Source organism: Flavobacterium sp. B183 (assembly GCF_023539155.1).
Taxonomy (GTDB): domain Bacteria; phylum Bacteroidota; class Bacteroidia; order Flavobacteriales; family Flavobacteriaceae; genus Flavobacterium; species Flavobacterium tructae.
In genome coordinates this window covers 670,266-687,824 of record NZ_CP097434.1, presented here as the reverse complement: position 1 = coordinate 687,824, position 17,559 = coordinate 670,266, and the positions used below count along the sequence as shown (strand labels likewise).

The 17,559-nt window shown below is 38.8% G+C and carries 12 protein-coding genes; 3 read left to right on the top strand and 9 right to left on the bottom strand.

Annotation, left to right across the window (positions count from 1 at the left end; genetic code table 11):
- Positions 1 to 9 precede the first annotated feature (9 nt).
- Together M4I44_RS03160 and M4I44_RS03155 are read left to right on the top strand one after the other, a co-directional pair.
- On the top strand, positions 10 to 2,010 hold the full coding sequence (locus M4I44_RS03160) for a fumarate reductase/succinate dehydrogenase flavoprotein subunit (protein WP_249966494.1): 2,001 nt from the start codon (positions 10 to 12) through the stop codon (positions 2,008 to 2,010).
- A gap of 98 nt (positions 2,011 to 2,108) precedes the next feature.
- Positions 2,109 to 2,855: a succinate dehydrogenase/fumarate reductase iron-sulfur subunit gene (locus M4I44_RS03155; protein WP_017497710.1), complete on the top strand. Its 747-nt coding sequence runs from the start codon at positions 2,109 to 2,111 to the stop codon at positions 2,853 to 2,855.
- A 241-nt stretch (positions 2,856 to 3,096) separates the two neighbouring features.
- Here M4I44_RS03155 and M4I44_RS03150 read toward each other — a convergent pair whose 3' ends face one another.
- A complete protein-coding gene (locus tag M4I44_RS03150) occupies positions 3,097 to 5,400 on the bottom strand; it encodes a family 20 glycosylhydrolase (protein ID WP_249966493.1) in 2,304 nt (767 codons plus the stop codon).
- 189 nt (positions 5,401 to 5,589) lie between these two features.
- On the opposite strand from M4I44_RS03150, the gene M4I44_RS03145 reads away from it, so the two are divergent.
- Entirely contained in the window at positions 5,590 to 6,366 is a 777-nt protein-coding gene (locus M4I44_RS03145; protein ID WP_249966492.1) for a DeoR/GlpR family DNA-binding transcription regulator, read from the top strand.
- On the opposite strand, the gene M4I44_RS03140 is transcribed toward M4I44_RS03145, so the two are convergent.
- The 8 genes from M4I44_RS03140 to M4I44_RS03105 all read right to left on the bottom strand — a co-directional run bounded on the left by M4I44_RS03140 (position 6,363) and on the right by M4I44_RS03105 (position 17,312).
- Positions 6,363 to 7,433: a dipeptidase gene (locus tag M4I44_RS03140; protein ID WP_249966491.1), complete on the bottom strand. Its 1,071-nt coding sequence runs from the start codon at positions 7,431 to 7,433 to the stop codon at positions 6,363 to 6,365. The two genes, M4I44_RS03145 and M4I44_RS03140, sit on opposite strands and share 4 nt — an antisense overlap.
- A gap of 138 nt (positions 7,434 to 7,571) precedes the next feature.
- The gene (locus M4I44_RS03135) at positions 7,572 to 8,687 is read right to left on the bottom strand and encodes a D-TA family PLP-dependent enzyme (RefSeq protein WP_249966490.1); all 1,116 of its coding nucleotides are present in this window, start codon (positions 8,685 to 8,687) and stop codon (positions 7,572 to 7,574) included.
- 3 nt (positions 8,688 to 8,690) lie between these two features.
- Complete coding sequence (locus tag M4I44_RS03130; RefSeq protein WP_017497715.1) at positions 8,691 to 9,338, bottom strand: bifunctional 4-hydroxy-2-oxoglutarate aldolase/2-dehydro-3-deoxy-phosphogluconate aldolase; 648 nt, start codon at positions 9,336 to 9,338, stop codon at positions 8,691 to 8,693.
- Positions 9,339 to 9,347: 9 nt separating this feature from the next.
- Positions 9,348 to 10,379 (bottom strand): sugar kinase, encoded by a 1,032-nt coding sequence (locus tag M4I44_RS03125; protein ID WP_249966489.1) that lies wholly within the window; start codon positions 10,377 to 10,379, stop codon positions 9,348 to 9,350.
- A gap of 224 nt (positions 10,380 to 10,603) precedes the next feature.
- A complete protein-coding gene (locus M4I44_RS03120) occupies positions 10,604 to 11,071 on the bottom strand; it encodes a RidA family protein (RefSeq protein WP_017497717.1) in 468 nt (155 codons plus the stop codon).
- A 4-nt stretch (positions 11,072 to 11,075) separates the two neighbouring features.
- Positions 11,076 to 12,395 (bottom strand): GntP family permease, encoded by a 1,320-nt coding sequence (locus tag M4I44_RS03115; protein WP_017497718.1) that lies wholly within the window; start codon positions 12,393 to 12,395, stop codon positions 11,076 to 11,078.
- Positions 12,396 to 12,615: 220 nt separating this feature from the next.
- The gene (locus tag M4I44_RS03110; RefSeq protein ID WP_249966488.1) at positions 12,616 to 14,145 is read right to left on the bottom strand and encodes a SusD/RagB family nutrient-binding outer membrane lipoprotein; all 1,530 of its coding nucleotides are present in this window, start codon (positions 14,143 to 14,145) and stop codon (positions 12,616 to 12,618) included.
- Positions 14,146 to 14,156: 11 nt separating this feature from the next.
- Complete coding sequence (locus tag M4I44_RS03105) at positions 14,157 to 17,312, bottom strand: SusC/RagA family TonB-linked outer membrane protein (protein WP_249966487.1); 3,156 nt, start codon at positions 17,310 to 17,312, stop codon at positions 14,157 to 14,159.
- Positions 17,313 to 17,559: the final 247 nt, after the last annotated feature.

Genomic DNA, 17,559 nt, shown 5'->3' with positions numbered 1-17,559 from the left:
TCAATTATAATGGCATTAGATTCAAAAATTCCAAATGGTCCAATATCGGACAAATGGACAAATTATAAAGATCATATTAATTTAGTAAACCCTGCTAACAAACGTAATTTAGATATTATTATAGTTGGAACAGGTTTGGCTGGAGGTTCTGCTGCGGCTACTTTGGCTGAGTTAGGATATAACGTAAAAGCTTTCTGTTTTCAGGATTCACCACGTCGTGCGCACTCTATTGCTGCACAAGGTGGTATCAATGCTGCAAAAAATTATAAAGGTGACGGTGACTCTGTTTACAGATTATTTTATGATACTGTAAAAGGAGGTGACTACCGTGCACGTGAGGCAAACGTTCACCGTTTGGCTGAAGTTTCTGCTAATATTATTGACCAATGTGTGGCTCAAGGGGTACCATTGGCTCGTGAATATGGTGGATTATTGGATAACCGTTCTTTTGGAGGAACTTTGGTTTCCCGTACTTTTTACGCACAAGGACAAACCGGACAACAATTATTGTTAGGAGCTTATTCTGCAATGAACCGTCAGATTGGTCGTGGAAAAGTAAAAATGTACAACCGTCACGAAATGCTTGACATTGTAATCGTTGACGGAAAAGCGAGAGGTATTATCGCTCGTAACCTTATCACAGGAGAAATTGAAAGACACTCTGCTCACGCGGTAGTAGTAGGTTCAGGAGGATACGGAAACGTGTTTTTCTTATCTACAAATGCTATGGGAAGTAACGCAACAGCAGCTTGGAAAATACATAAAAAAGGAGCGTTTTTCGCGAATCCTTGTTACACACAAATTCACCCAACTTGTATTCCGGTTTCAGGAGATCACCAGTCAAAATTGACTTTGATGTCTGAATCGTTACGTAATGACGGTCGTATTTGGGTTCCTGCAAAATTAGAAGATGCAAAAGCAATCCGTGAAGGAAAGAAAAAAGCAACTGATTTATCTGAAGACGAAAGAGATTATTTCTTAGAAAGAAGATATCCTGCTTTTGGTAACTTAGTACCTCGTGACGTTGCGTCTCGTGCTGCAAAAGAAAGATGTGATGCCGGTTTTGGTGTGAACAAAACAGGAGAAGCGGTTTACTTAGATTTCGCCGCTGCTATTAAACGTTACGGTGCTGAGGCTGCTCACGTAAAAGGATTGAATGAAAATGACAGTGCTTTAGTAACTAAGTTAGGAACGGATATCGTAAAAAGTAAGTACGGAAACTTATTCCAGATGTACTTGAAAATTGTTGACGAAGATCCTTATGTAACGCCAATGATGATTTACCCTGCGGTTCACTACACTATGGGTGGTACCTGGGTTGATTATAACTTAATGACTACCATTCCGGGATGTTTCTCAATCGGAGAATCGAACTTCTCTGATCACGGAGCAAACAGACTTGGAGCTTCTGCCTTAATGCAAGGTTTAGCAGATGGTTATTTCGTATTACCGTATACTATCGGAGATTATTTAGCTCCGGATATTAAAATGGGACCTATTTCTACAGATTTGCCAGAATTCGTAGAAGCAGAAAAAGGAGTAAAAGATCAAATCGAGAAATTTATCAATAATAAAGGAACTCATTCTGTAGATTATTTCCATAAGAAATTAGGGAAAATCATGTGGGATAAAGTAGGTATGGCTCGTAATGCTAAAGGTTTAGCCGAAGCTATCGAAGAAATTGCCGCTTTACGTGAGGAGTTTTATAAAGACGTAAAAGTACCTGGAAGTGCTAACGAATTTAACCAGGAATTAGAAAAAGCAACTCGTGTTGCCGATTTCTTAGAATTGGGAGAGTTGTTCGCAAAAGATGCTTTACACCGTAACGAATCTTGTGGAGGTCACTTCCGTGAAGAGTATCAAACAGAAGAAGGTGAAGCACTTCGTGATGATGAGAACTTTGCATACGTTGCAGCTTGGGAATACAAAGGAAAACCAAGTGAGGCAGTATTACACAAAGAACCTCTGGTTTACGAAAACATCAAATTAGTACAACGTAGTTATAAATAGGGTTTAGTCCAAAGTCCTAAGTCCAAAGTCTTACAGTATTAAGCTTTCGATTTTTGACTTTATGACTTTAGACTTTAAGACTTTTAAACTTATAGAAAATGAAACTTACATTAAAAATATGGCGTCAGAAAAACGCCCAAGATAAAGGAGGGATTGTTGAATATCCTATTGACGGAATTGAACCGGATATGTCTTTCCTTGAAATGCTTGACGTTCTTAACGAACAATTGATCAATAAAGGAGACGAACCGGTAGCATTTGACCACGATTGTCGCGAAGGAATTTGCGGAATGTGTTCTTTGTTTATCAACGGAGAAGCACATGGACCAGACAGAGGAGTTACTACTTGTCAGTTGCACATGCGTATGTTCAAAGATGGTGATACGATTTTTATCGAGCCATTTAGAGCAAAAGCTTTCCCGGTAATTAAAGATTTAGTAGTTGACAGAAGTTCTTTTGACAGAATTCAACATGCAGGAGGATTTATCTCTGTAAATACTTCAGGAAATACAATTGATGCGAATACAATTCCTATCAACAAAGACGATGCAGATAAATCTTTTGATGCTGCAGCTTGTATTGGTTGCGGAGCTTGTGTTGCAACTTGTAAAAACTCATCAGCAATGTTGTTCGTTTCTGCAAAAGTATCTCAATACGCTTTATTGCCGCAAGGTAAAGTTGAAGCAGTTGACCGTGTTTTAAATATGGTTCACCAAATGGATGCTGAAGGTTTTGGTAACTGTACAAATACCGGAGCTTGTGAGGTAGAATGTCCTAAAGGAATCTCTCTTGAAAATATTGCACGTATGAACCGTGAGTATTTAGCAGCAAGCTTGAAAGGATAATTTTAAACGTAGCCTTTTAGATATACAAAAAGCATCCGTCGATAGGCGGATGCTTTTTTTTGTTAGCTCCAGAGGAGCGATAGGTGTTAGATTGTAAATATATATCGCTCCTCTGGAGCTTTTTTATAGGTCTTGTTGAAGTTTTATAAATATATTACCCCGTTGGGGTTTTACTGTTGCTTTTTTATGAATTTTTGTTCCATCAAAGGAGTTGTTATTTTGGGTTATCTCTTTTGTGCTTTTATTCGTAATAGAATTGCGAAGCGCTTATTTCCTGTTTTTCTTTTCCTTCGGGCTGGATGAAACAGTTTAAAGTAGTTCCGCCTACCTGATCAAAATAGCTGATGTTGAACTTGTGAAACCCTTTTTCAAGTTTTACGGTTCCGTAGGCTTCGTTGAGCCAATGTATTCCGTCGTTATTTACGATCAGTTCATTGTCGATAAAAAGCTTCGACCCGTCGTCTGAGAGCGTTGAAAAGGTATAATTTGCAGTTTCCGGTACGTAAATATATCCGTCGAATTTTAGGCCAATGTAGCGCTCTTTTTTCGTTTTCCACTTTTCACTGCTCATGGTACCTTCGAATATTCCTGAATTTACGGGTTTCACTAATTCTAAATCCTGAACCTGCTGAAATAAGGTTCCGATAAAGTATTCGTATTTTAAACCTTGTTTGGTTGGTTTTACAGCTAAAGCAGGTTTTAAATCAGGATTTCGGAGTATAATTTTATTAATAGAGCTTTTTCTTCCGCTTGGGCTAATCTGAACTGTTTTTACGATTCTGAATTCTCCTTTTGGAACATGTATCGTGACAGGTTTGGTGTAAAGTTCTGCCGTTTCATCGGGGTTATAGCCATCAATGGTATAAAAAATTTGTCCGTTTTTGATGGTTGGTTTTAGATCCAAGGTATATTTAGAAGTGATTAAAGCGGTTTCGTTTGCTCCAAACGGTGTTGGTACTTTGTATAATCTTTTCTGTAATTCCAGTTTTTCTAAATGATGAGGCATGCGATTCAGAACAAAATTATCGTAATTTTTATTTTGTGGTGCTGTCCAGGCAGTTTCTGCCAAAGCAAATATTCGGGGATAAAGTTGATAATTTAGTTTGGCAGGGCTCGTTAAATATTCCGACCACAAATTGGATTGTACGCCCATGATGTACTTTTGTTCGTCAATCGTTAAACTGTCCACCGGAGTCGGGTTGTAGTTGTACATTTTTTCGACCGTGACTAATCTTCCCACCGTTAAAGGTTCATTTGGCGAATACGCCTGGTTGTAATCCAGATACAAAATGTGCTCCGGATTCATGATGACAAAGTGTTTTTGTTTGGCGGCGGCAATTCCGCCCGATTCTCCACGCCAGGACATTACTGCTGCGTTTGGCGTTAATCCGCCTTCGAGCATTTCGTCCCAACCGAGAATTTGTCTACCATTATTGTTCAGGAATTTTTCGATTCTGGTGGTAAGATAAGTTTGTAATTCATGTTCGTTTTTCAATCCTAATTCTTTGATCTTTTTTTGACAGTTTGGGCATTCTTTCCATCTGGCTTTTGGGCATTCGTCACCACCAATGTGAATGTATTTGCTAGGGAATAACGCCATGACTTCGGTTAAAACATCTTCGAGAAAAGTAAAGGTTTCTTCTTTTCCTGCACAGAAGATATCTTCAAAAACTCCCCAGTACTCAATAACTTTATAAGAACGATCGGGAAAACAGGATAAATTTGGATAAGCGGTAACGGCTGCAGTGGCATGTCCCGGCATTTCGATTTCGGGGATCACATTGACATAATGTTCTTCTGCAAACTTCACAACATCTTTGATTTCTTCCTGAGTATAAAAACCTCCGTACGGATTTCCGTCAAAAAAATAAGGGAATCTTTCGAACTTGTTTCCTACGAGAGTCTGTGCTCTTTTGGAACCTACTTCGGTTAGTTTTGGGTATTTTTTAATTTCAATTCTCCAGCCCTGATCGTCAGTTAAATGCCAATGAAAATTATTTAATTTATAACTGGACATCTGAGCGATAAAATCTTTTATAACATCAACACTAAAAAAGTGTCGGCAAACGTCTAAATGCAGACCTCGGTAATCGTATCTCGGTTCATCTTCTATGGTGACACAAGGAAGTTTTATTTCCTGACTTTTGGGTTTGTTCGGAAGCATTTGCAGTAAACTCTGAACCGCATAAAACAATCCTTCTTCACTTCCGGTAACGGTTATTTTTTTTGGAGTGATAACAATTTTGTACCCTTCTTTTTTTAGAGAGGAAGCTGGATTTTGTGTTATGAATACGACATCGATAGTGCTTTTTTTGTTTGCAGTATTTGCGTTTATGACAGACTCCAACAGCTTTGCCGTTTTTTGTTCTTTAGCGCTGTATTTATTCTTTTCAAACAGTACTTTAATTTGTCCGTTGAAACGAATACTGTCTCCGGTGGCTTTGTAGAAATTGGGAGCCGGAATGATCGAATTATTATTTAAGGAAGTTTGAGCACTTCCAAAAGAATAACAAAATAGTAAAAGAAGAAAAACACTTTTTTGCATGGTTACTTTTTGAGTTTGTTAAACAAATATAAGATTTGTTGGTTGAGTTGCATTTTTTTTGCAAAAGCGATTTGTATTTAAAAGTCTTTATAATAGATGAATTAACTTTTTTATTACATTGTATTGTAATTTGTTTCGCAATAATATTGCATTAATTGTTTACATTTGCTTTACTAAAAATGAACTTGCATGAATAATGATAATGAAGTGGTTAATTACACCAAGGAAGAACGTAAAAATCTTATTTTAAAAGAGATTAACCTGCACACCCGTGTAAGTTTTGAAACCCTTTCGGCTAAATTATTTGTTTCAGAAGATACTGTGAGACGGGATATTAATGAACTTGAATCAGAGTCCTTATTGATTAAAGTAAAGGGTGGTGCGATGACAAAAGCCTATCACCATTCGTCTTCCAATCAAACTTATGCAGGTGAAGCAAAACAAACCATTGCACAGAAAACTTTAGGTTTACTTCGTGATGGTATGGTTTTATTGCTTGGTGGCGGAACAACGATCAGAGAGTTTATCCGATTGATTCCTGATACTTTAAATCTGACTATTTTTACCGTTACTGTTTTATCAGCAGTGGAGCTTCTGGACAAACCCAATGTTAAAATTATCATGATTGGCGGCAGCATTTCGTCGTACAGCCAAATGTGTGTGAGCGGCGATGTCTACAATCAGCTGGCTAATATTAAAGTCGATTTGTTAGTATTAGGAACCAATGCCTTAGACATCGAAGGCGGCTTTTCGGATTCTGACTGGGAAACGGTTCAGGTTAAAAAAGCAATGATTCAGGCTTCTGAAAAAACGGCCATTCTTACGATTTCTGAAAAACTGGATACGGTTCTAAAAATGAAAATTGCCAACTTATCCGAGGTTGATTATGTGGTAACGGAAGTAGATCCCGATCACGAAAAACTACAGGCGTATAAGAAGGCAGTTCCCAGTTTAGTTTTTGTTTAATCCCAGTTTTTTAGTAAAAAGTTGATCCAGTTTTGATGAAAGATTTTATTTAAATCTTCGTCATTATACCCATGATTTTTAAAGATCAGAACTAGTTTCTGTAAATCGGCGATAGTGTTTAAATCGTACGGAGATTGCTCTGTACCAAAAGCACCATCAAGATCGGAGCCTACACCGATATGATTGGCATTTCCGGCCAATTGGCAGATGTGATCCATGTGTTTGAAAACAGTTTCAAGATTGCAGTTGGTTCCCTGTGGGGTCGAAACGCCTCTTTCCCAATTCGGAACCAGCATCCAGGCATCTAAAGCACCTCCAATAACTGCTCCACGCGAAATCAAAGCCTTGATCATTTCGTCGCTGTACTGACGGTTGTGATCTACCAGACTTCGGCAATTGTTGTGGCTTGCCCAAACCGGTCCGTTGTAGTGGTCTAATGCCTGCCAGAAAGCATCATCGCACAAATGAGTGGCATCCAGAATAATGTTCAAACGTTCCATTTCTTTGAGTAAATCAAGTCCGTTTTGCTGCATTTTTCCGGTGGCATCCGTTCCGTTTGCGTATCGGCCGGGACCATAATGTGCCGGTCCGATAGCGCGTAATCCGTACTGATGTGCTTTTGCCAGATATGAAATATCAATAATAGAATCAGCGCCTTCTAAACTTAAAATATAGCCAATCGGCTTTTTATCATTTGGGGTTCCGTCATTCCATAAATCAATCTGTTTCAGTAGTGATTTTTTGTCTGTAATGGGAGTTATTTCTCCGGCTTCTTCCATGGCTTTGTACCAGGAGAGCTGCCCTTGTGTTTGTGCCCATGCCTGTTCAGGAGAGTTCCAGCCGGGGATAAGGCTGTCGGGTTTTACAAATCGTGCAATTTGCGTGGCGACCACAATTCCAATATTTCCTTTTCGCAAATCAGGAAAAGAAACAGTGGCACGTTCGCGATCGGGTTTGTCTGTCATGCCTTTTTCTAAATGGCGTAAAGTGGAAACGTCGTTTCGTAGGTCTCTGTTCCATTCCATCGCATTCATGCTAAGGTCTAAATGGGCGTCTATTATAAACATAGTATTATTTTTAAGGTGCAAAGGTTCAAAGGGACAAAGGGACAAAGGTTCAGAGGTTTTCTACAAGGTCTATAGTCTTTTTTCTTTATTCTATTCTCTTTCTTCTTGATTCTATTCTCTTGATTCTATATCTCTTCACTAGATATTAATTTTCCGACTTCTCGCAACCACTAGCCACTGATCACAAATCTGCTGTTCGCTATTGACTACCTGAACGGAATCGTACAATGCGCAAGTGGGGCAAACGTGGTAGGGCTGTGCGTAAATGGTATCCCCAATCGCATAGTTGTTTTCACTACGATTTTCGATGATCAGATGTTCTTCAGAATGTGAAATTGGAATTAGGTTATTGTCATTTAAAATGACCAGTCTTTTATCGATAGGGTTTTCAGAAGCGACTGCTTTGTACCCAATGTCGATACAAAAAGTAGTATTGGTTGGTTTTGAGATGATGGTTCCAACGATTACCAAAGCCGGTTCGAAATTTTGCTCCGGTAAGTTAATTTGATAGTTGGAATCCCAGAAGACAAAAGTTCCCGGACTGCATTCTACATTTTTCTGTGTGGCATAAAAGGGAAAGGTGTTAGATCCTCCGGCTACAATTTTTAATTCATAACCCAGTTTTTTCTGTAGAGCTTCGATTTCTTCGTTTATGCTAAAGAAGATATTTGAGGCAACCGAATTTCGATGTTCGACATCTCCTTTCAGATGACCATCATACAGATGAATACCTGCAAAATGTATATTTTTAAGTTTGATAATTTCGTCAATCAGCGCTTCCCAGTTTTTAGAAATTGAAATTCCGGTTCTGTTCATCCCGGAGTTCAGATCCAGGTAAAGGGTAAGTTTTAGGTTGTTTTTATGTGCCGCAATATCCAGTGCTTTTGCCGATTCGTAATTGTCAACAATGGTTGAAAAAGCGGTAGCAGGATATTTTTTAAGTAACGAAATCCATCGCTCTTTTTTATTGCCTACAGGCTGATAGGCGAGAAGTACGTCTGCAATTTCGTGTATGGCAGCAAGTTCTGCTTCGGCAATTGTGGCACATTTAACTTTGTTGATGTTATAGGTTTTAAACAAGTCCAGAATCTCCCCAATTTTATGGGTTTTGATGTGTGGTCTTAATTTTTGAGTATCACCGTTCACAGATTCTATCAGACGTTCAATGTTGGTCTGAATACGATCTTCGTAAACGGCCAAAAATGGTGTGTCTACACGGATTTCGGAGCTAATTTTCCACCAATTGTTTTGCATAACTTAGTTTCTTGTTTTTTTGACAACTTCAATTAAATTTTGAAAAGCCTGAAGTGACTGCTCATAACTTAAATCGAGCATCATTTCTTTTGTAAATAAATTAGAACCAATTCCAACGCAAACCACTCCCGATTTGAACCATGATTTCAGGTTGCTTTCTTCTAAGGTTACGCCGCCGGTCGGCATTATTTTTAAGTTTGGAAAAGGGGCTCTGATAGCTTTTACATATCCGGGACCACCAATTTTATCGGCCGGAAAAAGTTTTACAATTTCGGCACCTAATTTATTGGCATGGAGTATTTCGTTTAAGGTCGCGGCTCCGGGAATCCAGTAAATATTGTTTTTGAAACAGTAGTTCCCAATTTCCGGATCGGTATGTGGACAAACGATACAATCTGCTCCTAACTGATGAAAGGTTTCAGCATCCTGAACGCTTAATATTGATCCAACGGCTATTTTAACCTCTAAATTATTTGCTTTTTTAAAATGGATCATTTGGCTAAAAACTTCTTTAGCATCAGTTGCACGAGCAGCAAACTCGATAATTTTTATGCCAGCATCAGCCGCCGATTGCAAGACTATTTGGGCTGTTTCAATGTTGATTTGTGTCACTAACGGAAGTACACCTTGCGTTTTTAATATGCTGTACATGTTTTTGTTTTATCTGTTAATTCTGTTACTTGAGCCATTTTTAATAAAATGATTTACTTCGTCAGGAGTGCTTATCGCGAAATCTCCATGAATACTTTGTTTGATGACACCACAGGCAGTTGCCCATTCGATGCAATCCTGACCGGATAATTTATGAGTCAGTCCGTATAATAATCCTGCGTTGAAGGCATCACCGGAACCTATCTGATCTGTTACCGCATGAATTTTATGTTCAGATGTCTGATAAAAATTGCCTTCATGAAGGAGTAATCCTTTGTATAAATGTGCCGGCCCGTCAGACTTTCTGAAACTCATGGCGAGTGTTTTTAGAAAAGGCATTTTTGCTTTTAACAATTCGAATGTTTTTTGAAAACGGTCGGCATCCGATTCTCGTGTGTCGGTTTTTATTCCGAAATAAATTTCAATCGCATCTAAATCGGCAACTGTGATGGTGCTGTATTGAAGCAGATCAGGCATGACTTCTGACGGATGTTTCCCGTATTGCCATAATTTGGAACGGTAGTTAAAGTCGGAAGAAATAGGGAGTCCTTTTTGATGTGCCGCGAGAATGGCTTCTTTACAAACCAGAGTTGCTTCATGCGAAACTCCCGGACTTATTCCGGACCAATGAAAATGGGTGACATCGGCCAAAGCCAAATCCCAGTTAATCTGATCTTTTTGTATGGTCGCAAAAGACGAATTGCTTCGGTCGTAAATCACTTGTGATTGTCGGATTTGATTTCCGGCTTCGACAAAATATAAACCTAAACGGTCTCCGCCATAAACACATTTCGAGGTGTTTACTTTGTATTTCTGAAGTTCGTTTACAGCCAATTGCGCTAAGTCATTTTGAGGCAATCGGGTAATGTAATCGGTAGGTATTCCTAGTTGAGAAAGCAAAACACAAACATTTGCCTCGGCACCACCCACGTAAACTTTTATTTCGTTGGCCTGTGTAAATCGATTTCCGTTGGCAACATTCATCCGGAGTAATAATTCACCGAAAGTTGCGATTTTTGTTTGTGAGGTATTTGTATTCATGTTTTTTGTTTTTTTGCCACAGATTATATGGATTTCAAGGATTTATTAAAGGTACGGTTAATTTTTTTTTAGCGAACTACTCGAACGATAGCGAACAGGCGAAGCAATTCACGAATTTTTAATTTACTGCCGTAGTGGTGAAATTCATAAATTGTTTCGTTTGTTCGTCACAACGGACGGAAAAATAATTCTTTTTAATCCTGTAATCTGTGGCATAACTTTTTTTAATATAATTCGAAAACGGCTTCAACCTCAACAGGAATATTATCTGGTAAAGAACCCATTCCTACGGCACTTCGTACTCCAATTCCGTTTTCGGGTCCCCAAACTTCAGCAAATAATTCACTGCAGCCGTTTATAACGTACGGATGTCTTAAGAACTCGCCATTGCAGTTCACCATTCCGAGTACTTTTATCACTTTTTTTACTTTGTTCAGACTTCCAAAATTGGTTACAATTGTAGAGAGCATGGTTAATCCGACTTGTCTTGCTGCTAATTTTCCTTCTTCGATGTCCATGTCATCACCAATTCGGCCAATGATTAAGGATTTGTCGTCTCTTACAGGCCCGTGACCTGAAAGGTATAAATATTTACCATCAACTAAATAGGGCTTGTATATTCCTAAAGGCTGTGGTGCCGGAGGAAGAGACAATCCAAGGGTTTCAAATTTTTCTTGTGGTAATAAATTCATGATATTAATGTATTATAGAGTTTAAAATAAAAACGAAAATGATTCCTAAAACAGATACTAAGGATTCCATAACGGTCCATGATTTGAAAGTATCTTTCAGGCTGATGTTAAAATATTCTTTGAACATCCAGAAGCTTGGGTCGTTTACGTGAGAGCACATTAAACTTCCTGCTCCAACAGACAGTACTAATAGGTTAGGATCAAGTCCGGCTGTTTGTAATAGAGGCAATAGAACCGTGGCGGTCATTAATCCGGCCGCTGTTGCTGAACCTACGCAAACACGAATAATTGCTGCCATCATCCATGCTAATAGATATGGGTGAATGTTTATTTGTGTTAAAGCTGTAACGATGGTTTCATTAACACCGCTCACAATCATGACTTCTTTCAGACCGCCGGCTCCTCCAACAATTAAAACGATTAAGGCAACATCTTTTATCGCAACGGCATAGTCCTCCATTACAGAGGTGATGCTGCGGTTCATTCGGATGCCTAAAGTATAAGTACAGATCAGTAAAGAGATCAGCATGATCATGCTAGGTTCTCCAATTGTTTTGCAGATATCAGCCAGAGTTTCATTTTTAGAAATCATGGGTACTATCGAGGTCACTGTTAATCCGAAAACCGGAAATAAAGCAGAAAACAAACTCAGTGAAAAACTCGGAAGTTTGCCTTCGTTTACAACTTCTTCAACATTTAAGATTTCGTGATCCGATTCGGTTTTGATGTTTTTGAGTAAATTCGAAAACAATAAACCTGCAATAAAAATGGTTGGTATGGCGATGATAATTCCATAAACTAAAACGAGTCCAAGATCGGCATTAAAAATACTGCTTAAAGCCATGGGTGACGGATGTGGGGGTAAGAAACCGTGTGCTACTGAAAGCGACGCCAGCATTGGAATACCGAGATATACTTTTGACAGCTTAAATTGATGGGCTACTGAGAAGATTAAGGGTACTAACAAAACAAAACCAACACTATAAAATAGAGGTATCCCAACAATAAATCCGGTAATCATTAAGCCAAGGCGAACGTATTTTTTACCCGTCCATCCCATAACCGTTTTGGCAATAACATTGGCGGCGCCTGATGAAACGGTAAGTTTACCAATACAGGTTCCGAAAACAATAATCAGCGTAATAGATCCTAACATTTCGCCCAAACCTTTTTGTACAGTTTGTGATAAAGTGTTTATCGGCAGACCTAAAAAAAGGCCTGCTAATAAAGCTGTTATGATAAAGGCGATAAACGGATTGATTTTAAGCCAGGCGATCTGGACGATTAGAAATGCAATGCATGCCGTAAGAATTAAAATGCTCATTTATCTATTTGTATTATTAACTCCGTTGAGAGTAATTGGTGTAAAATTTATTAAACACATAGTAACATAGATTTTTTACTTAATAAAAGAATAACAAAAAAGTCAGCTTTTAAAACATAGTCCCGATGCATCGGGATGCGTATTAATGCAAGTGAAACATCTTTTTAGGATTGCAGGATCTATGTTTCTATGTGTTTGATTTTGTCAACGGTTATTATTTTTATTTATCCCACCAGATTCTTGTAGTAAACGCATCAGGTCCCTGACGTTTAACTGCTTCTGCTAAGTTAGCTGAATTCACGGAATATTCACTTACCGGGTATTTGATACGTCTTGGAATGGTTCCGTTAGTAACATTGCCTGGAAAGTTTATCGGGACTAATGCAGGATACCCGGTTCTTCTCCAGTTGGCATAAATTTCCTGCTCGTCTACAAACAATGCAATCCAGATCTGGCTGTGGATCTGATTCATCTTTTGGTCAAAAGTTCCTGCCAGATTATACGGATTTGTTGTTAGATATGCTGTTGCGTCGGTAATAGCATAAGCTGCACCGTAAATTCCCATGTTCAGGAAAGATGCTTTTACAGCTTTCTCATATAAATCTTTATCGTTTTCAGCGGTGTACCATCCTCTTATGGCGGCTTCGGCCAGATAAAGGTTCGTTTCGGCATTGCTCAGGATCATCATAGGAGCATCGTATCGGAACACAGTACTTTGGTTAGGTTCAGAATAAGTGCCTTGTTCTGCCGGAGACGGAGCCGTTTTAGTTCCGTTCGGAAAACCTTTTTGTACTGCAGGATCTGTATTTTGTACCGTTCCCTGCCAAACACCAGAATAAACACTAAGTCTTGGATCTGAAGTAGCTTTTAGTACATCGATGAAAGTTTTGGCCAGTTTTCCGCCTTCTGTGTTTTTTTGTCCGAAGGAGTCTTTGGCAAAATCAAGACTTCTGGAGTCAATACCGGCAGGATTTCTGTTGAAATCATTTGGCCCATCAGTGTATTTAATAAGCGCATTGTCCGTTCCGTTTACGATTACTCCACCGGTAATGGCTTTTGTTACCCAGGTTTTGGATAATGCAGGATCAACTTTTGAAAGTCGTAAACCAAGACGAAGCATTAAAGAGTAAGAAAACTTCTTCCATTTGGCGATATTGCCTTCATAAATAAAATCGGCCTTGCCAAAACTTGCTTTGGCCGGATCTAAGGCTGCTGCTGCTTCATCAAGTTCTTTTAGTAAGTCCTTGTAGATGAATTCTTGACTGTCATATTTTGGAAGAAAATGTTCGTTAGTATATGCTTTTGATGCCTCGGTATAAGGAATGTCCCCATATAAATCGGTCATACGGTGGTAGATATAGGCTTTCCATATTCTTGCGATATTGAGTTTGTTGCTCTCGACCGGATTATCTTTTAAAGTGTTAATTACCGTTTGGATTTCATTGACAGCCGTTGGATAACCTCTGTTGAAGTAAGCAGAATAGTAAGACTCGTTATTTAAGTACTTGTCTCCCACACCTGATGCTTCTTTATAGGTAGCATAATGCTGTAGCATACCTCCGCATTGCAACACGTTTGTAAAAAAGTAGTTGTTGTTTAGGCCATCAAGTTGTGACTGACTAAAAATAAAAGTCGCATTTGGTACTTCAACAGAATTGGGGTTGGTGTTGATTTCTTCAAAATCTTTGGTACAGGCTGTCATACTTCCTAAAAGTATACCTGCCATATATAAAATGGTTCTCTTTTTCATGGTTTTGTTCTTTAAAATTTAACATTTAAACTTAGTCCGAAACTTCTTGTTCTAGGTACTCCAAATTGCTCTATACCCTGAGCATTTCCGGCACTAAACACAGATTCAGGATCCACATTTGGAGTTTTCTTGTAAAGAATGAACAGGTTTCTTGCAATAAAAGAAACTGAGGCTCCCTGAAGTTTGGATAAAAAACCGAATTTTTCAATTGGCAGTTGATAGCCAATAATCACTTGTCTTAGTTTTATGAAACTGGCATCGTAAACGAAATAAGAAGATATGTTTCTTAAACCGTCATAATAAGTTCTTAGATCTGCCGGAGCAATAACCATATTTACAGGATTTCCTTTAGGATCAACACCTGAGATTGGCAATCCGTTCTCACGACCTTCCAGTGTCATTTTGGTCAATCCCATACGGGTTCCGTACAAGTCAGTTCCGGAGTATAAATCTCCACCAAATTTACCGTCAATTAAAAAGCTGAACGATACTGATTTGTATTTAAATTCATTACTGATACCTGCCGACCAGGGATGAACACCCTGACCCAATTCTTCAAGAGGACCTTGTGCGACAGTTGCCGTATTGCCGCTTACATTATACACTGTGTTGCCATTGGCATCTTTAAGAGGTTTGTAACCTTTTATAGTACTGTAAGGACGACCAACGTCGCTGTTCACGGTGACATATCCGTTCACAGAAGTTGCCATAGTAAGCGAATTCAATTGACCAGTAAGTGATTCAACGGTGTTTTTGTTGTAAGATCCGTTGATGCTGGCTTCCCATGAAAAGTTATCGTTGTTAATGATTTTTCCGCTCAGTAAAAGTTCAACTCCGGTGTTTTTCATTTTTCCAAGATTCAGTAAAGCGGTTCTTGCTCCTGAGGCGTTGGAGATGGTAGTTTCTACAATGTCATTTGTGGTTTCGCGGTTGTACCAGGCAAAATCAAGATTTAAGCGATTGTTGAAGAATCCCATGTCTGTTCCAACCTCCACAGTTGTTGAAGTTAATGGACTTAGTGTCGAATTTGGAACTCTTGAACCTGTTGTACTTTGTAAGTATTGACCGTTATGTCCACCCTGAATCATAGAGTAAGATTGGTTTAAGGCGTATGGGTCCGGAGTAGCTCCACCAACTTGTGCCCAGGAAGCTCTTACTTTGCTGAATGAAATCCATTCCGGCATTTTTACAATGTCTGAAAGAATTACGCTTGTTCCTACTGACGGATAGAATATCTTATTGTTGTCTTTTGAAAGGGTAGAAAACCAGTCCTGACGTCCAGTAAAGTTTAAGAAAACCACATTTTTATAATCTAAATCTGCGGCAGCGTAGACAGAATTTGTTTTGGTTTTTCCGTACGGATAGGCATAGGTTATGGTGGCTAAGTTGGTTAAAGAGTAGAAGTCGTCTAATATAAAATTAGATCCGTCTATTCTCACTTCGTCTCTTACATTGGTACGGGAGTTAACTCCAAGTAAAGCATTCAAAGAGAAATCTTTGTAGATGTTTTTCTTAGTGTAGTTCAGAATGGCTTCAGAGTTTAAATTGGATAATTTAACTTTTGATCCCTGTCCGTATCCAACAGGATTGTTTAAACTTGTTTTAGGAATGTAGGCGTAAAAATCGTAATTCGTATAGTCTTGCCCGATTCTTCCCTGAAGGAATAATTCGGGAGTAAAGTTCACTTTTACGTTTAGCATACCGATAAAGCGGTTTTTGGTATCGCTGTTTTTAATTTTATTAACGGCGAAGTAAGGGTTGGTAGCCACTGCAACGGGATTCCAGGCTACCTCTCTGCCATTCGCATCATAACCCGGAGAAAGATTTCTAATGTCGACTGTATTGCCGATCATATAAGTTGCCCAGTTCGGATTTGCTTCTGCATCAGATACTGTAGTTCTGTTCTCTGTTTTGTCGATATTGTATTGTGCGACAACGTCAAATTTTAACCAGTTTGTTACGTTAACATTACTCGCAATGTTGACGCTTTTTCGATTAAAAGAAGTATTAGGTACAATACCCTGATTGTCCATATTCATAAACGAAAGACGTCCGGATGCTTTGTCGGTTCCTCCTGATAAAGCAAGAGAGTTGATAAATGTAGTTCCGGTTTGGTAGAAGTTTTTAATGTTGTCTTTTTGAGGAGAGTAAGGTCTTTTTACACCGTCAAACTGAATTACGTCTGTCCCGTCCATTTTAGCTCCCCACGACCAGCGTCCGTATTCTATAGCCTTTGCTTGAGTTAATGGCTTTTGTCCTGCATCTCCGGATCCGTATTCATATTGCCAGTCCGGTTTAATAGCCGGAGTTTCAAAAGTAAAGGAAGTGTTGTATTCTGCACCAATTCCTTTTTGAGCTGATCCTCTTTTAGTCTGAATTAAGATCACACCGTTTGCAGCATTTGCCCCATACAGTGCGGCAGCGGTTCCTCCTTTTAGTACCGTGATGCTTTTGATGTCATCGGGATTGATAACGGAAGTACCATCACCACGGTCTACGTTAATTCTTGGTGATCCCGGTGCATTTCCGGTACCCGGTAAGTTTAATTGTGTATTGTCTATTGGCAAGTCGTTTACAACGTACATCGGTTGATTGTTTCCGTTTAAGGAACCATTTCCACGAATTACAACTCTGGTTGATCCGGTTGGCCCTGTTGCAGTACCACTCACGTTTACACCGGCAATTTTTCCTGCCAGGGCACTGGTGATGTTCGTTTCTTTGGCTTTTGTAAATTCAGTTCCCTTAAGTTCGGTTACAGCATAAGAAATTGCTTTTGTACTTTTTTTAACTCCCAGTGCAGTTACTAAAACCTGTTCGAGTACATTTTCAGCAGGTTTTAAACTTATTACTACATCTGTGACCTTATCTAGTTTATACTCTAAAGTTCCGTAACCCATGTAAGAAATGATGATGTGAGTTTCATTTTCCGGAACATTTAGTTTAAATTTTCCTGTTTCATCGGTTATAGTAGCTGTTTTCGTATTGCCTTTGGCGTAAATAGTAGCTCCGGCAATTGGCATTCCATCGTCCTGACCAATGACCTGGCCCGAAATTTCAATCTGACTGCTTTTTTGTTCAAAGAGATGCGTTTTAATTGCAGTCTCTTTTGCATTTGCTGAGAAGATTACTCCCCCAATAAATACTAATGAAATTAGCTTTGCTTTCATAATACTTTGGTTTTCATGTTTTATTTTGGTTTTATTGGCGATCAAATATATAGATAATTTCTATTCATTTGCATTTTTTTTGCACAAAGTGCATTTTTTTTGCAATATTTTTTTCTGAAGTGTTTTTATAATCCAAAAGAAATGAGGTTTCTAAAGGTGTTCTGAGAAAATTTTGCAGAATGAGTTTTTTTGGAAAGAATTTATTTTAATCTTAAAATTCGTATTTTTAGATTGGTAGGAATGGGTG

What these genes read in the sequence shown, in the direction of transcription:
- M4I44_RS03125 (WP_249966489.1), bottom strand. Translation starts at nt 10,379, where the DNA reads ATGAATACAAATACCTCACAAACAAAAATCGCAACTTTCGGTGAATTA.
- M4I44_RS03140 (WP_249966491.1), bottom strand. Translation starts at nt 7,433, where the DNA reads ATGTTTATAATAGACGCCCATTTAGACCTTAGCATGAATGCGATGGAA.
- M4I44_RS03105 (WP_249966487.1), bottom strand. Translation starts at nt 17,312, where the DNA reads ATGAAAGCAAAGCTAATTTCATTAGTATTTATTGGGGGAGTAATCTTC.
- M4I44_RS03120 (WP_017497717.1), bottom strand. Translation starts at nt 11,071, where the DNA reads ATGAATTTATTACCACAAGAAAAATTTGAAACCCTTGGATTGTCTCTT.
- M4I44_RS03160 (WP_249966494.1), top strand. Translation starts at nt 10, where the DNA reads ATGGCATTAGATTCAAAAATTCCAAATGGTCCAATATCGGACAAATGG.
- M4I44_RS03130 (WP_017497715.1), bottom strand. Translation starts at nt 9,338, where the DNA reads ATGTACAGCATATTAAAAACGCAAGGTGTACTTCCGTTAGTGACACAA.
- M4I44_RS03155 (WP_017497710.1), top strand. Translation starts at nt 2,109, where the DNA reads ATGAAACTTACATTAAAAATATGGCGTCAGAAAAACGCCCAAGATAAA.
- M4I44_RS03110 (WP_249966488.1), bottom strand. Translation starts at nt 14,145, where the DNA reads ATGAAAAAGAGAACCATTTTATATATGGCAGGTATACTTTTAGGAAGT.
- M4I44_RS03135 (WP_249966490.1), bottom strand. Translation starts at nt 8,687, where the DNA reads ATGCAAAACAATTGGTGGAAAATTAGCTCCGAAATCCGTGTAGACACA.
- M4I44_RS03150 (WP_249966493.1), bottom strand. Translation starts at nt 5,400, where the DNA reads ATGCAAAAAAGTGTTTTTCTTCTTTTACTATTTTGTTATTCTTTTGGA.
- M4I44_RS03115 (WP_017497718.1), bottom strand. Translation starts at nt 12,395, where the DNA reads ATGAGCATTTTAATTCTTACGGCATGCATTGCATTTCTAATCGTCCAG.
- M4I44_RS03145 (WP_249966492.1), top strand. Translation starts at nt 5,590, where the DNA reads ATGAATAATGATAATGAAGTGGTTAATTACACCAAGGAAGAACGTAAA.